The following is an 18,586-nucleotide window of genomic DNA, read 5'->3' on the forward strand; positions in this document are numbered from 1 at the left end:
TACCTCTGATAAAAATTTCTGTTTTCATAAACACCGATTACCGGGTCAATCAGAGCTTCCCTAAATCTTGTGACAAAGTTTGGTTGTTGCAGTTCGCAAACCGGGCAGGTTAAATCACACTTTTCGATAAAAACACGTCCAATGCTCCAAGGTATTGGACGTTAAGAACTAAGTCGGGGGTTAGGGGAGTTGTGTGCCGGGCAGAAGCGAAATTCTTTTTCTCTGGTTTGTAGCCACACAGCGACGGGTTAGATACTGTACAAACGTCGAGTGCTCTTTGTGTGTTTATATTCAGTCCAGCTTATTTGCATTTGCGCACGTAAAGGGTATAGTTTGCCGTAGCGATTTTTCAGTCAGTCAATTTTTCTGCACATATAGCAACGCCTTGAATAATAATAATACAGAGTAAGGGGCGGAGTCAGCCGGAAGACAGCCGCAATGGAGTACTGCTGATGTTGATGACATCGGCAGGGGAAGAAGTATTCTATTGACCCAAGGGGGGAGTACTGTACATGGATAAGCCGTTATTCGGTTTTGGTGTTGAGGGGGGCGTCAAACTATTTACACCATCGTTTTCCAAAGATTTTTTTTCCAGCATCGGCAATAAGGGAAGTTCGGATTTACTTGCTATCGGAGTTAAGCGTTTATTTCGTAAAGACGAAATGATTTTCCACGTGGGTTCCAGCAGTGACGATGTCTATATTTTGCTAAATGGCAGGGTCAAAGTCTTTGAATTGTCCCAGGAAGGTAAAGAAGTTATTTTATGGTTTTGTTTTCCTGGGGAATTATTCGGATTATCCGAAGTCATGCGACGGGATCACCGTTTGGTAAATGCGCTGGCCTGTTGTCCGGTAGAAGTTTTGGCTATAAAACAAGCAGATTTTGAACAGTACTTGTACGCAAATCCCGCCAGCGCCATGCAAGTGATTGAGTTGTTGAGTAGTCGATTGCGTGAATTGGGTGATGTGTTGTTGCACTTGGCTTCGGATGATGTTACCTCTCGAGTTGTCAAATTGATCGCACGTTTGGCCAATCGCTACGGTACGTGTAACAGTAAAGGTATCCGTTTGGATATTCCACTAACACATCAGGAAATGGCTGATATGATTGGGGCCAGTCGCCAAACCGTGACTACGGTTCTGGGAGCATTAAAAAAACAGGGTTTATTGCGCACAGAGCAGCGCACCATTTACATTGAAAATTTACAATGGATAGAATCCTTTGCTAATAAAGAAACCGGTAGAAAACTCAGTCAACAGCAATCGGCTTGAGAGGACGGAGTGATTATCAACGGTTATCGGGCCGGGGGAGTTGCTGCTTATTGACATGGGCCGCGAATCAGTGGTGTCTGCCGGCTATTTCAGTTTATGTTTAATTTGTTCCATTTCGGCATCAAGCTGCCAACCCAGTTCCCGGTTACACAGTTCAACTAAGGGGACAATACGGTTGGCAATGGCCGGTAGATGATTGGCTAAGGCTTTTGTATTACCTTCTGCCAGGAGTTTCAGTGCTGAGTCGATACTCACACGAATGGTTTGTACTGATGCGGTTGCAGGTCCTGCGTCATCACCACTACCGATAATACGATTCCCACCCGCGCTTTGTGCGGTTTTTAATCTTTGCCGCGCAGTACTTAAGAAGGCTTCTGCATTTTGAGGGTGCTGTTCCTCCATTCCGGCAGCGCCAACCGAAACAGTGATGCTAATATGGTTATTACTGTTGAGGAAGTTTTGCGATTGCAACATATGCTGTATGCGCCCCGCCAGTTTTCCAACGGCATTAACTCCCAAAGAGGGGGTAAGAATTGCAAAGGTACCTGTTTCAATACGAGCGATGGCGTCTTCCTGGCGTAACATAGGTTTGATAGCTTCAGCAACAGCGATTTGAATCTTGTCTACTTTGGTTTCACCGTGCTCTGATAACAGTTGTTCCCACTTATCGATACCTATCACCAACAACGACAAGGGTTGGGCATGGCGCGTAGCGAAAGCCATACCGCGAGATACTTGTTCCAGTAAATACTTGGTGTTACCGGTTTTTGTCAGCGGATCCAGAGTGGTGTGGGCTTCCAGATCCCTGCTGCTTCGGGTATGAGTTTCCAGTTTGATGTAAGAACGGGTTCGTGCCACTAATTGGACATTATCAAACGGCTTGGTGATAAAATCAGAGGCGCCCAGGGACAGGGCTTTTTCCCGTACTCCGGTTTCTGCTTTTTCGGCACCGGTAATCATTAAAACGGGGATATCTCGAATTCGGTCCTGTTCTTGAGATCGAATCCTCTGAATCAGTTCATAGCCATCCAAACGTGGCATGCCTGCATCGGTAATTACCACTTGAATGGAGTCATTGGCATTAAGAAGTTCCCAACCCTCTTCGCCATCTACCGCTTCGATAATTTCAAACTCATTGCGCAATGCTCGATTGAGGCTGACCCGTACCAGCTTGGAATCGTCAATGATCAGTACTGTAGGTTTTGTATTTTCATGGGCTTGGGTCATATCACCGGATCCGTTTGAATTTTCGGTATTGTTTACCTATCGGTCAATGTTAAAAAAAGTTGAACGAATACCCGGATGGAAGGGGTAATCTTATATAAAACAATAGGATAGGATGGATTTAGTGTTAAATTGGGTTCAGCCGGTGTTGCTTTGGATTTGGGGTTTGACGGCGGATTCAATCTGATGCCAAAACTCTTTTATCCTGAAAGGTTTGGTCAGATAGGCAGCGGCACCGGTGGCCAACATGGAGTCAATTTGAGTCTGAGTGGCGTCGGCGCTGACGACAATGACCGGAATATGCTTGGAACGAGGGTCGGATTTCAACCGGCTCAACACCTGGTTTCCGGAAATGTCCGGTAAATGGGCGTCCAGTAGGATTAGGTCCGGAGTTTGTGTTACGGCCAATTCCACCCCTTGCTCACCTTTCATGGCGGAGATGAGTTGAATGCTTTTTTCATAGTTCAAGGCGGCTTTTATCAATTTTAGATTGACTACATTGTCTTCGATGCAAAGTATTGTTTTCCCTTTAATGTGCTCCAAATGGATGTCATTTTCAGTTTCGGGATGTGCAAGGTTCGCCGGTTTCTTAATTGCCGGAAATTCCAACCAAAAAGTGCTGCCCACACCCACTTCACTGTCCAGACCCAATCGACCCCCCATGGCCATAACTAACACCCTGCTTAAGGCCAGGCCAATCCCTGTTCCTTCCACATCGGTTCTGTCGGCGTTAAGGCGTTCAAAGGGTTCGAATACGCGCTGTAGATCTTCCTGATCAATTCCTGGGCCGCTATCCTCAATGGAAATCCTTACAATATTTTCCTTTTGAGTTGTGCATGTTATTCGGATATGTCCACCCGGATAGTTGTATTTTACCGAGTTGGACAGCAGGTTTAGAAGAACTTGTTTTATACGTTTTTCATCAGCGTATACGTGAGCATCACATGTCTCAGCCGGCCTTATCAAACGAATTCGCTTTTCCTCAGAAAGAGGCTGTATCAAACTTAGCAGTTCCTCCAATACATCGCGAATCGGTAAGGCTTGCAGGGAAAACTGCTGTTTACCGGACTCTATGCGAGCAATGTCCAGGATTTCGTTGATCATTTGGGTTAAATGATGGCCCGCTTTTACGATTTGTGCAGCGCAATCCCGGTTTTCTTCATCCAGGTTGCTTTCCTGAATCAACTGTCCAAATCCCACAATGGCGTTCAACGGTGTGCGCAATTCATGACTCATGGAGGTTAAAAAGACCGATTTGGCGTGATTGGCTTTTTCAGCTTCCTTCTTGGCCTGTAGCAGTGCTTGTTCGTGCTGCTTGTATTCGGTGGTGTCTCGTAAGGTACCCACGAAACCTTTCTCATTAGCGAAATTCATAGGGGCGACTTTTAGCTCTAAGGGAAACAGTGATCCGTCCTTGCGGCAACCTTGCAGATCGCGGGCCTGATTGATAATTCGAGGTGCGTGTAACTGAGATTTTAGAGTATAACGTTCGTGGGTATCGCGTTCGTGTTCCGGCAGCAGGATCGAGATATTTTTTCCAATTATTTCGTTGGCTTGATACCCAAAGATTCGTTCAGCGGCCGGATTAAACGTTCTAATCATACCTTTGGTATCAATGGTGATTATGGCGTCAGCTGCAGTTTGAAGTATAGCCCGTTGCAGGGATTCGCTTTCCTTCAAGGCATCGTCTGCGTGTTTATCTTCCGATATATCCCGGTGGGTGCCGATGACACGTATTGGATTGTTGTTAGTATCCCGCTCTACCACTTGGCCGCGAGCCAGTATCCATTTGTAACTCCCGTCTTTGCAAAGCATACGGTGTTCATTGCTGAAAAATGGAGTTTTGCCATAGAGGGTTTGGTATAAATCGGCTTGACACCGTTCACGGTCCTCCGGGTGTATGCGCTGATCCCATTCGTCAAACGAGCCGGTGATTTCGGTCTCATTGTATCCCAAATTGGCTTTCCATTGGGTAGAGTAAAACATCTCTTTGGTGCTGATGTTCCAGTCCCATACCCCTTCACGCGAACCTTCCAAGGCATATAGCCAGCGTTTTTCACTTATGTCCAATTCTTCACTGCGTTTTTCTACGGTAAGTTCCAATTGTTCCTTAATTTGTGTTAAGTCATGAAAACTATGGGCCAGACTGTTTGCGGATTGGGTCAATATATTGCCAAGACTACGGTACTCATGAATCAGACTTTTGGGAAACTCGGGCCGTTTCCCCTGTGCAATTTTATTGGGTAAGTCTTTACTGGCGGATTCAAGAATACTTAAATTAAGGGTCAACCAATGGCTCAATAGGCGGGATACTACAATTCCACCGGATAGCAGTAGTAACAGAAAGATAAATGCCTGAGCCTGATTCTGCTCCATTTTATGGACCAAAGATTCGGTCGCACTTTCCATCAGAAGGTGGGAGACGCCAGGTACTCCACTAATAGAGTCTTGAACGACATAACGGCCTTTTCTCCAGCGCTTCATGGTGGGCATATCTTCGCTTGGTAACCATATAGACAAACTGGTTTTAATGGTTTGTATCTGGCCTTTGTCAGATAAGCTCGTTATTTTACCGCGGGAATATAAAATTTGTCCATCCGTTCCGATCAAGGCTATGCCGGAGTTTGGAGTCACCGGGTCTTTGGACAGTTTTTCCTGTATTTGCTCGCTACTAATATTTTCCCATTGACTGTGTTTACGACGAGTAAGTTGCACGGAGTCCAGCAAACGTTCATGTAAATAGGATTCCTCGGCAAGACGCTGACGATAGTTTTCGTTCACAATGGGAACACCTCCGGAAACAAGGATTGCGGTCAACAAAACGTGAAACAGCAATTTTTCCAGATGTGGTGCCGGTAATTGGATGCGGTCGGAACTTTGTGCAAACAATTGTAGAAACAGAAGCAGTAAGCCTGCCAGCAGGGCATTGAAAGTGCCGTTTAAGGGTTGCTTCAATGCAATGAGCACAACCGATTTCCATTCCAAGCCAATGATGCTGGAATAAAATATTATGACCAGCGGAACTCCCAACAGCAACCAAAAACTTAGGTCGAGTAATACCAGGTTTTGACTTTTGCTGTGTTTATACAGAGTACCGACGACTAAGGCTTCCAGCGAAAATATGATCAAAGCATAGGGGTGGCCCCATAAAACCAAGGTATATAGTCCGCCCACAACGGCGACAAATAATGCGGGTATCGTACCTAACAGTGTTATCGCCAACATTACGGCCACGGAGCCAAATATTAAATCTACGCCAAAAAACAGCGGTAAACTTAACACGTTCCCCGTGAGAGCCAAAATGGCTAAAAAGAAACCGGTGATCAGCTTTTGCTGGAGTGAATGATCATCCGGTGCTATGGATATTTCCTTACTCAATTCCGTGATTCCAACGTGATACCAATGAGTTTTACAATTTTCTCACAATCAATTACGTACATTTAACATTCCGTGCAAAAAGCAGGGAAAGCTTTTTTCGGCATATGCAGGACTCTGAGCCTATGAAAAAAGTTAATGAACCCCACTGTGGTATCGGTAGGTAGGAGTGAAATCTTGAACTAACAATGAACGAAACTGCATGATGGACCGATGGCAGAAACTGCCGTTCACGGAGAGGAATATCTGAAAAATTCCGGCTGCGTTTTATCTCTCAAGGAGTCATCAGAGTGTCCTTAAGTAGTGGTCCCCGTGAGAAACGATAAAATATTTTTTTGCCGGATAATCCATACTGGGTGATCCTTTTTTTCGCATGTGGCTTTGATCATGCGTGAAACGCCAAAGGTGAGTTCGTTGGGGGCGTAGGAGATTGCGCCAATACATCCGGCACGTTGTAGTTTCATCCATTGTGTTGAAAGTAATACACAGTCGCTATAGGATAAGTCCAATGCGTCAATTTGGGACATGTCCAGTATCTCGATCCATCCGCGTTTTAAAGTATTTAAAGCGCTGACGGCGTTGATGTGCTCTCCCAGATTTCGTTCATTAATGCGGCCTTTAAGTCTGGAATAAACGCAATTTATATCTTTGTTGTATTGATAATGAATAGTCATAGTTGCACCTGCGGGTATGTGTTTGGGGCACGGACAACTGCTAACTTCAAAGACACTTATACGCCGGTTTCGTGTTTCTGTACAGGTATTGTCAGCCGGCTAAAAGTGATTTCCTTCCCAGTGTACGATCAGGCATGGAGGGAAAGGTTAAACAATAATAACAAACCACTGAATGGAAAAAGACTCTGTGCGACGATTTTCCCATTCCATGGATTCCAGTTCCAATCGCAATGTATAACTGGAACCCAAATCCATATTCAATCCTACAATACCTCGGGTTACAGCTTCCATACCCAACACGTCAAAGTAGGTGCTGCCGGCTGGAAAATCCAGGGATTCATAGCGAAGAATGCCGGAGAGTGTGTCGGATATGTAAAATCCGGCTTGGGCGAAGTAAGCTTTCGCTTTGTAAGGTTGTGGGTTAGGGGGGAAGATGGAACTGATATTGGGATTATCTTCGATAGTGAGCTGGTAATATTCGGTCAGAAAATTAAAATATTTGGAATTGAAGCCCAGATCCACACATAAGATTTCCTGTTCAAACAGCGTTTCACCGTGTGGCAGCATGGTGGTAGCGGAGTCTTTTCCCAATTCAATTACAGCGTTTTTCATTGCACTCAGACCAAATTGAAACGCACTCACCGTGGGGTTTAAACGCAGTTGCAACAAACCGGTTTGAGCACTATTTAATTCGGAACTGTTGATCACCTCAAGGCTGCCGAATTGTGTCGGTGACACGTCATTGGTATTGATACCGTTACTATTGGCTACGACAAGCTTGCTTTGAAGATAAGATCCCGAGTGGTCAAATTGTGCACCCACCATATGTAAGGGTAGTATGCCTTGGTTGTTTTCGAATTTTAAAAATATCGGGCGGGTGATGCTGTTTTGTAACAATGAACCGTGATGATAGTTATTGTTCCAGCTTCCTAAAGGGGTGTGGGAACGACCGCCGCTGAGGGTCAAGGTTTTTGAAAACGTTTTGTTAATAGTCAGCCGTTCTATTTCAACGCTAAACCCCTGATGATAGTCTTTTGCTTCAAATACCAGTTCTGTAACGGCGGCACTGCTGTCACTGATTTCATGGTTGCTAAGCAGATCCAACTGCCCGAGATTGAACGATTGACTTTTTTCGTCCTGATGTTGTTGGTATTGAAAAGTCGTTTCCGCAAATAAACTGAAGTCGACTGCGTTGACACATAGAGGGAACATGCTCAGTGTTGCGGTGAGCCAACTCGCACAGCGTGTCTGCGATATACCCGTTAGACGCGATGTCCCCCGGCCCCCAAACCTGCAATCCATTAAATCATGCCCTTTGTTGTTGTAGCGTTATTGTCTTTGTGGCGATCATCACAAGGCCTTGAGCCTTGAATAACGCTCCATAATTAACGGCTTTTGTGTGTTGATGCAACGATCCGGTTTTGAAATGTTTTTTCTACAAGGTCATTTCCGTTTATTGCGCTATATTATTTTCTATTGCGCCGATTTAGCAAATACGACAACCTCCCAGGCGGTTTTTCGCCTTACTGTGGCCTTGCCTGGCAGCCATTCGATACCACTTGACCGCTTTGGTATTGCTCATGGATACACCTTCTCCCCTGCGGTACAAGTTGCCGAGGTTGTATTGTGCTTCGGAATTACCCTGCTCTGCGGCTTTTTTATACCATTTGGCGGCCATAGGCAAATTTTTCTCCACCTCCAGGCCATTTAGAAAAATTTCCCCCAATGACAGCTGGGCCATCATATGTTCATCTTCGGCTGCCAGTTGTAACCAGTGTAAGGCTTTTTCAATACTTTTTTCAGTACCGTCACCTTTGGAGTATTTTATACCAAGCACATATTGAGATTCCGTATCGCCTTCACTGGCGTTTTGAATCAGGGTATAGACAGGCGATTTTTTTAAAGTATTGACATCCCGCTTAATCAGACGCTTTTCTTCCTTTTTCAGCATGGTCTGTAACGCATTATCCGCTTTGGTCAAACCGGCATCTGCGGCTTTTGCCAACCACATTTTCGCAGCTTGTTTATCTGCCTCTACACCACTACCACTATTATACAGTTGGCCTAATTGAAATTGTGCTTCGGTATGGTCTTGTTCTGCTGCTTTGTGTAGCCATTGTGCGGCCGCCGACGGGTCTTTGGCGACACCATCGCCGTTAACATACATCATGCCCAGAGTGAATTGGGCTTCGGGTTTGGCCAGCGGCCCCCCGGCAAAAGTGTTGGCGTCAGCGATCAGTTGTTTTCGCAATAAGGTTTCCAGATCTTTACGTGCTTGTGCTACGCCCCAACTGGAAGCCAGACGCAGCCACTTAATGGCCTCGCTGTCACTTTGGGCGACACCGGTGCCGTCTCTGTAGAGTAGGCCCAGCTTATATTGTGCGCCGGCGTGGTTTTGTTCCGCTGCTTTGCGAAACCATTGTACCGAGTTAAGCGGGTTTTTGCTGCCATGCTCACCACTGAGATAACTCATACCGCTGGCGTATTGGGCATCTACATCACCGGATTTGGCTTTTTCCAGTAGGGTGGCGAGTAGGGCATTTGTTGGAGCACTGTCCGTTTTAACATCTTGTTTACCATTTGGGTTCTTTGGGTTTGTTTGGGTTTTCGTCGGTTCAGCCTTAGCCTGGGTTTTTTGACTGGCAGCTTGTGTCACCGGTTGTTGTTTCGTGGCTTGTTGCTTTGCGTTTTCGCGTTTGTCGTTATGTGCGGGTGTGCTGTTTTGCGCAACCAGCTTACGTTGCTTGGCTGCTGTTTTTTTTAAGTATTTTTGTGCCGGAGAATCACCGGATTCTGCGGCGGCGAGTAGCCACTTTTTTCCCATGTCCGGGTTGGCTGGAACATGGCTTCCTTCATAGTATATGACTCCCAGCTTGTAGGCTGCTTGCGCGAAACGTTCTTTTGCTGCTTGTTTGTACAGTTCGAGAGCTCTTTCTATATTCTGGCGACCGAATTTTTTCTCAAACAACATGTTCGCCAATTCATACTTGGCCGCGATGTGGCGCCGATCAACGGCTTTGCTCAGGAAGTCAAATGCGGCAGGGTAATTGTGGGGTATTCCTTCGCCATGGAGATTCATTTTCCCCAGATAATATATGGCGTCAACATTGTTTTGTGCGGCAGCTTTTTCAAACCACTTGATGGCCTCATCGTAGTTTTGTTCTACTTTGGTTCCCAGATAATATTTTTTTCCCAGCAAGTACTGTGCTTTTGCATCGTTGAATTCGGTTGCCAGACGCAGCATCATGTAGTCCATCGATACCTGAGCCTGAATCGTCGGCTGATATCCCAAGCCGGATAAAAACAATACACATCCTGACAATAACTTCGCAGCGTTGGTTAACTTCGTGACTTTGGTTACGACATAAGATGAGTGGTTTGTCAGCATTTCCATGCTCCTGTATTTGTAGACAAGAACCCGATTCAGTACTACACAGGATACGGGATTCCCTGGCGTTGCTGCCGTGGGGAAGGTGCGCTGGTTTTGCTATAGCGTGGAAAAAACATTTATATTATCCAATGCTGTTCCGCTCGATTGCCGGTACCTCAACGGTACACTTTTTATCCGCTGACGAGGATTTGCCAAGGTTTAGACTTTTCAAGTCCAGTGGCTGCGGTCAGTAGACTACTTAAGTGTGCCGATTGGAACGAGTGGATCGCTCCAGCATTGCGGAAAACCGCTAATATTTCTGAAAACTATCGATATGCGCCCTTCCATACCGGTTTTGTCTAATAGTTACATAATTCGCTGTTGCTGTATCTAAGTATACGCCGAGTTATAGTGTAGGAAATACCCTACATTGAGCCGAGTGAAACGGAGGGCGAGCGCGGATTGCTAAAGAATGGAATCTTCATCTTCTCCACTGCTGCGATGTTCCAATGAATGGTATTTCGCGATGGATCGTACCAAGTGGGTATGTTCTGTGGCAGATTGGCCGGAGTGTAAATACAGTTCCGCATTGTGCAGAACCTGTTCCAGGTGTTTTAAACGATAATTTAGATTTAAAAGGGATTTTGCCATAAAGTGGGGATCCTCTCCATGTTCGCGCATTTTCGCGGCTTGCGTCAGTGCTGTTTCTAACTCTTTTTTAGTCGGTGTCCCCATGTAATCCTCCTGAAATTGTCTAAGCGATTATTCTTGGTATGGGTTTGGGAATATGGTCGCGGATTTTGTCGGCGTTAAACTGCACCAGATTTTTATTACTGTCATGCACTATTAATCGATTGGTGGATTCAGTCAGGTGCTCGCGTAGCAGCCCGAGAAAAGTGGGGGCGGCGAACAATATCAGTTGTTCGTAATCGCCGGTGAGTCGGTGCGAATCCAACAATTCCGCCAGTTGGCGTGCAAATCGCTCTGCTTCTTGTTTGCCGGCGTAATGCTCTGAGATATCGTTTCTGCCGTGACCGTGGCTATCATAACTTCGCCCGGTGCGGTCAGCCAGGATTTCGGCATCGTGCTTGCGTGCTTCCGGGTTGTCAAATGTGAGAATTTCCACTAATGGTCCATTGATCTTTTCCATGTTAAAGATTCGAGACCGACTGCTTTCAGCAACAACGACCCATGTTTTATTCATGAATTGACTCCGTCGATTAGGGAACTGTGCGATTAATCACTTCCTGACTTTGTTCTACACGTACCAGGGACACCAGCTGTTGCAATTCCTCGGTCAGGATTTCCAGGCAATCGTCCGCGGTTAAGATACCTACCAGAACATTTTCATCATTGACTACCGGAATTCGTCTTATGCCACGGTTGCGCATTCGCCGTAGTGTTTCCCATAGTCCGTCCACTTCACGTGCTACAATGAGATTACGACTGATAAGATCGGATACCGTGATTTGTTCGGGGGAGACGTGTCTGGCGACCACTTCAATGACGATGTCCCGATCAGTGACGATACCGATAGGGATGTTGATACCGCCCTTGGATTCCACAACAACGATACTGCCTACATGGTGTTGGCGCATAAGTTCGGCGCATTCATTAACGGTGGAATTGGGGCCGGTGACCACCACGGCTCGGTTACAGTAATCGCCTATGCTCATGTGCAGTTTCCGTGAAGCTTTATATCCAATTGTATTTATTGATAAAAACCATTTGTATGACGTATGTCAAAAAAACGTGTTTTACTGTTCCGAAACCGGAGTAGCTATCCTTTTTTAAAGTATAGTTGTTAATAAATGCAATTTTAAATAGGACCGATTTTGGAAATCACTTTTTACGGAGCTGCCGGTGAGGTGACCGGATCATGCCATTTGTTGCAAGTGGGGCAACGTCGTGTGTTACTGGATTGTGGTTTGATTCAGGGGGCTCCGGTGCAGGAGGCACGAAATCGACATGCATTTCCATTTAAGCCCGGTAGTATTGATGCAGTAATACTCAGTCATGCACATATCGACCATTCCGGTCGTATTCCTTTATTGGTCAAAGCGGGATTTACCGGACCGATTTATACCCAAACGGCGTGCCGGGATTTGTGCCGCATCATGTTAAAAGACGCGGGGTTTATCAACGAGAAAAACGCCGAATGGGAAAACCGCAAACGTCAACGTAAGGGTTTAGAGCCGATTGACCCTCTATTTACGGTTAAGGACACGCAGAGTGCTCTGCGCCGGTTTGTAAATGTGGAATATGAACAGCGGATTACCGTGGTACCCGGACTGGAATTACGTTTATTGGATGCCGGGCATATTTTAGGATCTTCTATTGTTGAACTGGTGTTCCGGGACAATGGTGGCACAAAAACGCTGGTTTATAGCGGAGATTTGGGAAAATCCCAAGCTCCTATATTACGTGACCCTGCGGTTTTGGAGCATGCCGATATGGTCGTGATGGAAAGTACTTATGGTGATCGTTTACACAAGTCCGCTCAGGAAACCATTGATGAGTTGAGCCGTGTCATTGAGGCGGCCTCGAGCAATAGTGGCGGCAATATCCTTATCCCTTCTTTTGCGGTGGGGCGCAGCCAGGAATTGTTGTATTTATTCGGCAAATATTACAAGCAATGGGGTCTGAATAATTGGCAGGTGTTTCTCGACAGTCCAATGGCGATAGAGGCCACTGAAGTTTATTTCAAGCACAAAGGTTTATACGATCACGAAGCCAGGGATTTGTGGCGCAGCGGTGGCAGCCAGTTGTTTCCCAATCTGTGTTATTGCCGTACGGCAGGACAATCCATGAAACTGAACTTGTTTCACAGCGGTGCTATTATTATTGCGGGTAGTGGGATGTGTAATGGTGGACGCATTCGCCATCATTTGAAGCACAATATTTGGCGTAAGGACTGCCACATTGTTTTTGTTGGGTTTCAAGCTCAAGGTACACCCGGTCGCGCTATTGTGGACGGTGCTCGGTACATTCGACTGTGGGGTGAAACCATTAGGGTGCGAGCTAAGATTCATACCATTGGTGGATTTTCCGCTCATGCAGACCGCGATGGTTTGATGCAATGGTACGGTCATTTTAATACCCGACCACCCTTGGTATTGGTGCATGGGGAGGATATGGCTATGTCCACTTTACAAAAAGAGATAGAAACCCGTTACGGCAGGCGTCCTCACTGTGCTGAATATGGAGAAACTTTGAAAATTTAAAAAGAGTGCCTCATGGTTTGACTCAGTTGTTTCGCGTCTGTGACAAGCGTATTTACGGAAGCGGCTTTTTCTGTGTCGTCCAAAGGTTCTTGCCACTGGAGTTGTTGTTGCAATACTGCCGGCGTTGCTTCGGAAGCATCTTGACCGTGGGCCAGGCGTTCCATAATGCGTTGGTTTAATAACGATGTTGGAGTAGGAAAGTCCAAAATGAGGAATGGCACCTCCAATTTTGCCGCCAGTTGTCGAAATTCGAATCGCTCCTTCCATTTTAAAAACGCCGCGTCCACTATTACCGGCCAGCCTGCCTTTAGCAGGGTGTCACTTAGCTCCAACAAAACCCGGTAGGTTTTTTGCGTCATTGTCGCTGAATATATTCCCCGGTTGCCGTCTGATCCGCTACTTTGCAAGGCGTCCAATCCTGCCAGACGTTTGCGTTCAATATCCGAACGGATTCGTAGTGCTTGCAGTAGAGGAACCAATGATTCGCTGTAGGTGGTTTTGCCGCTGCCGGACAATCCGTGGCAGATGATTAATGCAGGTCGAGTTTTTTGGTAAAACTGTTGAGCCAGCTCGATATAGTGGTGAGCTTGTTGCTCAGCTTGGGTTTTAACGTCGGGCGACTCTGTTTGCCGGGCTCGAATAGCGGCGACTTTGGCTCGGACCATGGCTCGATAGACCAGATAAAATCGCAGCAGGGGCACACCTTGATAATCGCCACTGAATTCAAGGTAGGCATTGAGTAATAACATAGCCAAATCGGCTCGCTCCCGGTCGTACAAATCCATGACGGTGAAGGCCAGCTCACTCATAACATCAATCCAGCGTAAATTGTCGTTAAACTCGATGCAGTCGAAAATAAGCAAGGCGTCGTCGTGCATGGCGATATTGCGAAGGTGTAGATCCCCATGGCATTCCCGTACGAATCCTTGGGTTTTTCTTTTATTTAACAATGGTTTGAGATTATTGATTTCCGCTTGAGTGCGGCGTTGCAATGTGGTGAGTCGGGTGGTGTCGGTTTGACTTTGCGACAGCTGGGCCAGTTGTTGAAAATTCTCCAGCATTGGTTCGACTACGGCTTCAAGATTTCCCCAGGGCGAGGCGGTTGGGGCGACAGCAGCGTGTTGATGAAACTGTGCCAGGCGCTTAGCCAGTGAAAAGATGTGCCGGGGTTTTAATTGCGCCGCAGCCAACAGTTCGTCAAATTGATCCTGCTGGGCAAATTGACGCATTTTCACTGCATATTCCACCACCGCACCATGCCCCTTGATGCGTACAACTCCATTTACAGTTTCTGTAATAGGTTCGACACTCAAATAGAGGGGTTGTGCCAAACGCCGGTTCAGTCGCAACTCTTCTTCGCAGCAATGATGCCGTTTTTCCAGAGTGGAATAGTCCAGAAAGCCCAGATTGAGAGGCTTTTTGATTTTGTATGCGAATTGACCGGTTAAAACCACCCAAGAAACGTGGGTTTCCACCAATTTTAAGGTGGACACAGGATGCGGATAACAATCGGGATTCAGTAATCGGGTCGCAATATTCATGAACTCTAACCACTCAAAGGGGTATATATACCCCAATTATAGTTGGCCCTCTTATCGAAACCTGCTTTATTGTCAGGAGAAAATATTTTAAGCTCTTGTCATGGATGGCATAATGGTACGAAGGCCACGGCCGGGATAGGCTAAAACAATTGGGCCAATGGATTTTGCCATAGACATGCAGGTCTGATTTTACGATTTCTTGGGTTAATTCAACTGCGGACTTGGTGCCGTTACTGATGAAGACCACAGTCCGGGGGAGTGATGGATGAAAGTAGTGAATATAAATAAAGGGTGTAAACCGATCAAGCGACTGATTTTGCTGGTCGTATTGGGTAGTGTGTTGGGTAGTTTGGGTGCCTGTGGTTCGGATGGGGGTTCCAAGCCGGACACCAAGGTAGATGCCGGGGCGCCGGCGAGCGAACCCATGAGTAAAGCGATGGAGGCCTTGGACAGTATTAGTGAATCTTTGGCTGAGGATAGCGCGGCGGTTGAGTCCAAAGCGGAAGCCGCAGCACCCATGGTCGAAGCCGCGCCTGCTGAGACTGAATCCACAGCAGCGGTTGAAGAAACGGCGGCGGAGGATTTAAGCAAAATTCCCCCGGTTGTTGAACCGTTGAAAATGGTGGCGGAGTGTAAATCCGAGCCCTATGTTAAGCTGGAGGAGCAGGCCAGGGAAAGTATTAAACTCGGTTGGCAGGCCACCCAAGACGAAAAATTCGGCGTAGGATTTCGCAATGCCAAGGAATACAAAAAGTGGGGCAAAACCCATAATGACCTGTTTAAGACAGTTGCCGGTGCTTGTGACGAGTTGAGCGCATGTAGTAAAAAGTACGGTAAAAATAGTAAAAAGAAGTGTGCGACAAAAGCCAGACGATTTAGCGCCTGGCAAACTGCCGCAAAAGGGTTTGTGGACAAGTTGAACTCGGTTAAGGTTACGCAGCCGCCGGTGTTGTGCTCTATGAATCCGTCCAGCGCTGATCCCAGCGAGTGTTATTCCTTGTTGGCCGATCGTATCAGCGAGTCCTGTGTTAGCGGCGAATGCTTGGAAGTCAGCACCTGTTTTCAAGGTTTGGGGTTCCTGGATGATGCTATTAATCAAGCGGAAAGTGCCTGTAAATTTGTGCATACAAAACTGGATCAATGTCGCGGTTATGTGGAAGCGACCGGCAGGCGCCAGAACGAGTTTGATCAATGTGCCAAAATGTACCAAAGTTTGACCGTGGAGATTATCCCGGTTTTATAGCTGCTGAACGTTTTCTCGTTGTTCAGAAAGGGTGCGGCGTTTGCACCCTTTTTTGATTCCAAATTTCCGCTTGCGCGTTCTTTCCTGAACTTTCATTGCGTACATTGACATCGGACCGATTGGGTTCCACACTTTGTTGAGGAATGCAACTACTTCGGTCAGGTTATGTTAACTGAGAGACCCTCTCGACAGAGGAAATTCAGCTGTTTCTCCGTCAGGCGAATGATTGCTGTTAGCGCAATGGTGAATGCGTTTGTGCTCGGATTGGGGTCGAGCATGGCACTCAGTGTTTCGCCAATGGCATGGGCTGCTTACCAGGAGTTCTCTCCCGCAGAAATCCAGTTACCTCTGGATATGATTGTAGAAGGTTCTACAGACTCAAACCCGGACAAGCCTTCTCAAATTCAGCATCCCGGTCGTTTATTGTATGAAAATCATTGTCGTGTTTGCCATGACAGCGTGGTTCACATACGCAGTAAACGCAAGGCGGCGTCTTTGCCGGAAGTACGCCAGTGGGTGGGGCGGTGGGTCAAATATCTCAAGTTGGATTGGGATGAACACCAGCGTGAACAGGTGGTTCACTACCTCAATTTGCAATTCTATCATTTTCCTTTTCAGTCTCCCTCCAAAAAGTGAACACTTTTTTGTTATGTTCTAAAACAAGATTAAATTTTTCCTTTTTATAATAAATTTCAACAAAGACTCTTTTTAAAAAAAATCCTTCTATAGTTGTTAGAAACGCATAGCAAAACCTGATTTGGCATCCGGTGAAAATTTGGCAGTGTTGTCATGGTGCTTGGTTGACTATTTGACGTTATGGGTTTTAGACAAAAGAAAACTTCAGAGAAAGAAGATACATTCATATTTGGGGAGGAATGATTGAATGAAAGATAAATTAATAGATGCGCTGAATTATCCACGTGACTACGTGAAATCCGGTATGAACTTGCGACATTGTGACCATGGCGGTCATTACAATAAAGATGATAAAGACTGTGCTATGTGTGACACCGTGGAAGAATGCCTGTGGTTAAGCCGTAATGATGACTGTATCTCCATAGAACAAAAACCGGAGCATATTTTGTTAAAGTCTCTGATGTTTCCCTTGGACTATATTGATCTGCATCTGGCCAGGGCGGGACACAATGTGGGGCTGTGCAGTTGCGAAGCCTGCGCATGGCTGCGAAACACTGAGGAATTGGTCAATGAATATCAGCGTCGCACGCATTCCGTTTCCCGCTTTTAGCTGATAGCCAATTGACTGTAACTAACTGAAAACCTGAGTGATTAGGTTTCTGTTCTGTTTTCCCGGTCTCAAGCTTTTTGGCAAAATGCCGTTGTAAGACATAACAAGCTTTACAACAAGTGTATTCAGGGAAACAGGTTTTATGCTGGAAGCGGCAGACGATTCCGGGTTGGTCACTGAGGATATTTTAAAATCGTTCTATCCTCTTGCTGCGCTATACCCGGATGAGTTGTCTTTACTAGCGGAAACGACCCCAAAAGTGTGTGCACGCAAAGGACGCACGCTGGTGGAGTGGGGGGAGTCGGATCAGCAGGCTTTTTACTTGCTTAAGGGTAAATTCCTGCTTATTCCGGAAGACGGGCACAGCTATATCATTGAAGCGGGAACCGACAAGGCGCGGCACCCCATTTCTCATTTAGATCCCCACAAATATACTATTAAATGTTTGACTTATGTGGAGTTTTTCCGTGTTGCCAACCATGTGATCGATAATCTCATAAGTACCGGCTGTTCCGGCGAACAAGTGGAAAACATGGATTTCAGTGACTCGGCACTGAATAGTCGTGTGTTCAGGGACATTTATGCTGATATTCAAACCGGAAATTTGCATATTCCGACCCTGCCAAAAATTGCCATGGAAATTCAAAGGGCCATCCGTGACGATGTGAGCTTGGGTAATCTGGAGCTAATGCTACAAGCCGATGCCGCATTGGCCGCTGTATTGCTGCGTACGGCAAACAGCCCTCTGTATCGCGTCGGTCAACCGGTATTAACCTTGGAGCAGGCCATATTACGGTTAGGGTTGAATATGGTTCGAAATCTTGTTTTGCACCATTGTTTGCTAAATGTCTACAAAAGCCAGGTACCACACATCCATCAACTGATGAAGTATGCTTGGACACATAGCGCGGAAGTTGCTGCTTTGTCCTATGTGGTTGCTTTAGAAACCGGTCGCTTTAACCCGGAACAAGCACTGTTAATGGGATTGATGCATGATATTGGTATGGTTCCTATACTGATGTACGCGGAAAACTATCCTGAGCTGGTTCAATTTCCGGAACAGGTTGAAGAGCTTGTACAGACACTTCACGGTGATGTCGGCGCAGCCGTGTTATCAAAATGGGATTTTCCCGACGAATTTATCACAGTTGCCAGGGAGGCCGATGATTGGTTACGTGACCCCGGGCCGCAAGCGGACTATTGCGATGTGGTTCTGGTTGCCCAACTACACGCGTTTATTGGGCAGAAAAAAGAAAAAGTAAAAGCCTTGGTCGGTGGGGATCTGGTATCATTAAATCAGGTACCGGCATTTAACAAACTTGGTCTGACTGAGTATAGTCCTGAGCATGGTATCACTATCCTGGCCAATGCCAATCACCGCTTGGCCCCGGTGAAGCAATTATTGGGTATACAATAAG

Annotated in this window: 15 protein-coding genes; 6 read left to right on the forward strand and 9 right to left on the reverse strand. The window is 46.3% G+C overall.

The genetic code is table 11. The features are described from left to right. Positions 1-512: 512 nt before the first annotated feature. Positions 513-1,271: a Crp/Fnr family transcriptional regulator gene (locus tag OEY58_12945; GenBank protein MDH5326361.1), complete on the forward strand. Its 759-nt coding sequence runs from the start codon at positions 513-515 to the stop codon at positions 1,269-1,271. Between the two features lie 84 nt (positions 1,272-1,355). Here OEY58_12945 and OEY58_12950 read toward each other — a convergent pair whose 3' ends face one another. From OEY58_12950 to OEY58_12985, 8 genes are all read right to left on the reverse strand, one after another. After that, positions 1,356-2,498, reverse strand: coding sequence for a response regulator (locus OEY58_12950; GenBank protein MDH5326362.1), 1,143 nt, complete (start codon positions 2,496-2,498; stop codon positions 1,356-1,358). A 135-nt stretch (positions 2,499-2,633) separates the two neighbouring features. Further along, positions 2,634-5,873: a PAS domain S-box protein gene (locus tag OEY58_12955; GenBank protein ID MDH5326363.1), complete on the reverse strand. Its 3,240-nt coding sequence runs from the start codon at positions 5,871-5,873 to the stop codon at positions 2,634-2,636. 293 nt (positions 5,874-6,166) lie between these two features. After that, positions 6,167-6,544: a hypothetical protein gene (locus tag OEY58_12960; protein MDH5326364.1), complete on the reverse strand. Its 378-nt coding sequence runs from the start codon at positions 6,542-6,544 to the stop codon at positions 6,167-6,169. Positions 6,545-6,691: 147 nt separating this feature from the next. Next, positions 6,692-7,756, reverse strand: a complete 1,065-nt coding sequence (locus tag OEY58_12965) for a hypothetical protein (protein MDH5326365.1) — start codon at positions 7,754-7,756, stop codon at positions 6,692-6,694. Between the two features lie 274 nt (positions 7,757-8,030). Continuing rightward, positions 8,031-9,932 (reverse strand): hypothetical protein, encoded by a 1,902-nt coding sequence (locus OEY58_12970; GenBank protein MDH5326366.1) that lies wholly within the window; start codon positions 9,930-9,932, stop codon positions 8,031-8,033. A 447-nt stretch (positions 9,933-10,379) separates the two neighbouring features. Then, positions 10,380-10,649, reverse strand: a complete 270-nt coding sequence (locus OEY58_12975) for a hypothetical protein (GenBank protein ID MDH5326367.1) — start codon at positions 10,647-10,649, stop codon at positions 10,380-10,382. 19 nt (positions 10,650-10,668) lie between these two features. Next, a complete protein-coding gene (locus tag OEY58_12980; protein MDH5326368.1) occupies positions 10,669-11,118 on the reverse strand; it encodes a host attachment protein in 450 nt (149 codons plus the stop codon). A 16-nt stretch (positions 11,119-11,134) separates the two neighbouring features. Further along, positions 11,135-11,590: a CBS domain-containing protein gene (locus tag OEY58_12985; protein ID MDH5326369.1), complete on the reverse strand. Its 456-nt coding sequence runs from the start codon at positions 11,588-11,590 to the stop codon at positions 11,135-11,137. A 159-nt stretch (positions 11,591-11,749) separates the two neighbouring features. Between OEY58_12985 and OEY58_12990 the strand changes: the two genes are divergently transcribed. Continuing rightward, positions 11,750-13,138, forward strand: coding sequence for an MBL fold metallo-hydrolase (locus tag OEY58_12990; GenBank protein MDH5326370.1), 1,389 nt, complete (start codon positions 11,750-11,752; stop codon positions 13,136-13,138). Here the strand turns inward: OEY58_12990 and OEY58_12995 are convergent. Then, positions 13,135-14,679, reverse strand: a complete 1,545-nt coding sequence (locus OEY58_12995; GenBank protein MDH5326371.1) for an AAA family ATPase — start codon at positions 14,677-14,679, stop codon at positions 13,135-13,137. The two genes, OEY58_12990 and OEY58_12995, sit on opposite strands and share 4 nt — an antisense overlap. 265 nt (positions 14,680-14,944) lie before the next feature. Here OEY58_12995 and OEY58_13000 point away from each other — a divergent pair, with 265 nt between their 5' ends. From OEY58_13000 to OEY58_13015, 4 genes are all read left to right on the forward strand, one after another. Beyond that, a complete protein-coding gene (locus OEY58_13000) occupies positions 14,945-15,922 on the forward strand; it encodes a hypothetical protein (protein ID MDH5326372.1) in 978 nt (325 codons plus the stop codon). 276 nt (positions 15,923-16,198) lie between these two features. Beyond that, complete coding sequence (locus OEY58_13005) at positions 16,199-16,558, forward strand: hypothetical protein (protein ID MDH5326373.1); 360 nt, start codon at positions 16,199-16,201, stop codon at positions 16,556-16,558. Positions 16,559-16,805: 247 nt separating this feature from the next. After that, positions 16,806-17,168, forward strand: a complete 363-nt coding sequence (locus tag OEY58_13010) for a hypothetical protein (protein MDH5326374.1) — start codon at positions 16,806-16,808, stop codon at positions 17,166-17,168. 142 nt (positions 17,169-17,310) lie between these two features. Beyond that, a complete protein-coding gene (locus OEY58_13015; protein MDH5326375.1) occupies positions 17,311-18,585 on the forward strand; it encodes an HDOD domain-containing protein in 1,275 nt (424 codons plus the stop codon). The last annotated feature ends 1 nt before the right edge of the window (position 18,586 follow it).

It is taken from the genome of Gammaproteobacteria bacterium (assembly GCA_029882975.1).
In the GTDB taxonomy this organism is placed as follows: domain Bacteria; phylum Pseudomonadota; class Gammaproteobacteria; order SZUA-152; family SZUA-152; genus JAJDNG01.